Here is a 2,063-nt window from a genome sequence, read left to right as displayed (position 1 = left end):
CTTACCATCATTCAACTATAAAAATAACACGACACCTTCAACGCGGGCATCGCGTGGGCATTGTTAAAATATACTGAGGGAAAAATGAATGAGATAGAGATACTCTGGTTACCATTGGTAACCTTTGCCTTGAGTTCCAGTATTACTCCAGGGCCCAATAATATTATGCTGGCAGCCAGCGGGGTAAATTATGGCTTTGCCAGAAGTATTCCCCATATGCTGGGTGTATCTACTGGGTTCTTTATTCTGTTTCTTGCTGTTGCGTTTGGACTGGGGAGTATCTTTGAGAGGTTTCCACAGCTGCAAACGGTTTTGAAGTATATTGGGTCCATGTATCTATTGTGGCTGGCATGGAAGATTGCCACGGCTGCCCGTGCTTCAGAACAGGCGGTCAGTAAAAGACCAATGACTTTTTTTCAGGCCATAAGTTTTCAGTTTGTGAATGTGAAAGCCTTGATGATGGCCGTCAGTAGTGCTGTTGTTTTTACATTGCCTGGTGATAACTACACGCTTTCTGTTTTACTGGTCGGGGTTATATTTACTCTAATCAATCTGCCTTGTTGTTCAGTCTGGGTGGTTTTTGGCTCAGGACTGAGGCGATTTCTGAAAAATGAGCAAAGTTTAAAGGCTTTTAACTGGTCTCTGGCTTCATTAACAGCCGCATCGGTTGTGCTGTTTTATGTTTGAGAAACTGTGTATTTTTTATCAGCCGGGACCGCTAATCCCGGTTTATAAAAAATGCCAGGTAAGTTATGGGTTGATTTATCAACCAATACGTCTTCTACAATGGTGCTCTGGGATGATCACCATGCCCGGCTGCTGATGTACATCGCAAGGCGTCAGGTGAGCCACCAAAGCATTGGACATCACATTCATCAACAGATTTCTTCCTGTCATCAATATTAATAAGTGCTCCATCAAAGAGGTGGCTGGCTCGAAGATCTTTGCCGTTAATGTGTGCTGCCAAACCTGGCTCCGAGAGCAGGAATGTTCTGTGCATAAGTGTTTTGTTAGGATCATAAAAAATAACCTTCATGCATCCATCCTGCTTCTTTAATCTCAGGGCCATTGTGTGAAATCTTGTATCTGCTGACTCAAAAATAAAATTCTTTTCATCGCCAGCAGGCATATTCCAATACTTTTCTACTAACCCCGTAAGAGCCTCAGAAAACGCTCCTTCGTGGAAATAATATCCATCGGCATAAAAGGATTTGTCAGTAATAGTAATTCGGTAGTTTACAAATCCTTCTGGATAAAAGTGCGCATGTACCGATGGAAAAAAAGATGTATTTGCAAAGGTTGATTGTATTTTTTCCGGGGTATCTATTGTTTTAAAAGTCTCTTTTCCCCGACCAAACACTTTTGTGGCATAAGCCCAGGCGAAATGTCGGCAGACTATTTTTTGTCCAGGTGCTACGGTGTCAGTATCAGAGCGACGCACTTTGCAGTTAAGGTTCTTGGAGTCCCAGGGTTTAATGGAGTAATACATGGGGATTGGAGCAATACTGCCATCCTGTTTGAAAGCAAGTTTAACCTGAAGCTTGCGCCCTTCATCATGCAGTTTATCTATCTTATTGGAAACATAGCAGGTTGAGTTCTTACAGGCTGACGGAATGCTGATGTTATAAGCACTTAATGGTTTATGGAGTGTTTTGGTAAACCGTGCATTTGGGTGTTCTTTCATCAGCTTTTGGGTGTTACTGTCTAAAACGCTGACAGAGTAACCACCAAACAATGCCTTGATACCATTAACAAGGCATTTTATGGCCTTGATTGGCAGTAAGGATTCTGAATGTCTATACCATGAATGTGATAGTGCTGGCAAAACACCAAGTTTGATTTGATCCATTACATGATATCCCTTGTTTTATTATCATGATTAATTTGCTTGAAACCCTTAGAGTACAAAAGTTCTAATAAGTTCCACGGCTATCCCTCAGCTCAGGAAAGAGTGATGTTTGCTGTTGCAGGCAAGGATGGTTTGGTGGGGTATCTATTTATTGGATTTTTGGACTGGTGAGTAGACCGGCGGAACTTCCCCGCCAGTCTCTCGTAAAACGGTA

The 2,063-nt window shown here is 42.2% G+C and carries 2 protein-coding genes; one reads left to right on the top strand and one right to left on the bottom strand.

The genetic code is table 11. From position 1 onward, the window contains the following. Positions 1-84: 84 nt before the first annotated feature. Positions 85-687 (top strand): LysE family translocator, encoded by a 603-nt coding sequence (locus KDK15_RS12600; protein ID WP_257295721.1) that lies wholly within the window; start codon positions 85-87, stop codon positions 685-687. Positions 688-781: 94 nt separating this feature from the next. Here KDK15_RS12600 and KDK15_RS12595 read toward each other — a convergent pair whose 3' ends face one another. Then, complete coding sequence (locus KDK15_RS12595; protein ID WP_257295719.1) at positions 782-1,849, bottom strand: hypothetical protein; 1,068 nt, start codon at positions 1,847-1,849, stop codon at positions 782-784. Positions 1,850-2,063: the final 214 nt, after the last annotated feature.

The sequence above is a fragment of the Endozoicomonas sp. YOMI1 genome, assembly GCF_024606345.1.
In the GTDB taxonomy this organism is placed as follows: domain Bacteria; phylum Pseudomonadota; class Gammaproteobacteria; order Pseudomonadales; family Endozoicomonadaceae; genus Endozoicomonas.
This window is presented reverse-complemented; position numbering and strand designations above follow the sequence as displayed.

What these genes read in the sequence shown, in the direction of transcription:
- KDK15_RS12600 (WP_257295721.1), top strand. Translation starts at nt 85, where the DNA reads ATGAATGAGATAGAGATACTCTGGTTACCATTGGTAACCTTTGCCTTG.
- KDK15_RS12595 (WP_257295719.1), bottom strand. Translation starts at nt 1,849, where the DNA reads ATGGATCAAATCAAACTTGGTGTTTTGCCAGCACTATCACATTCATGG.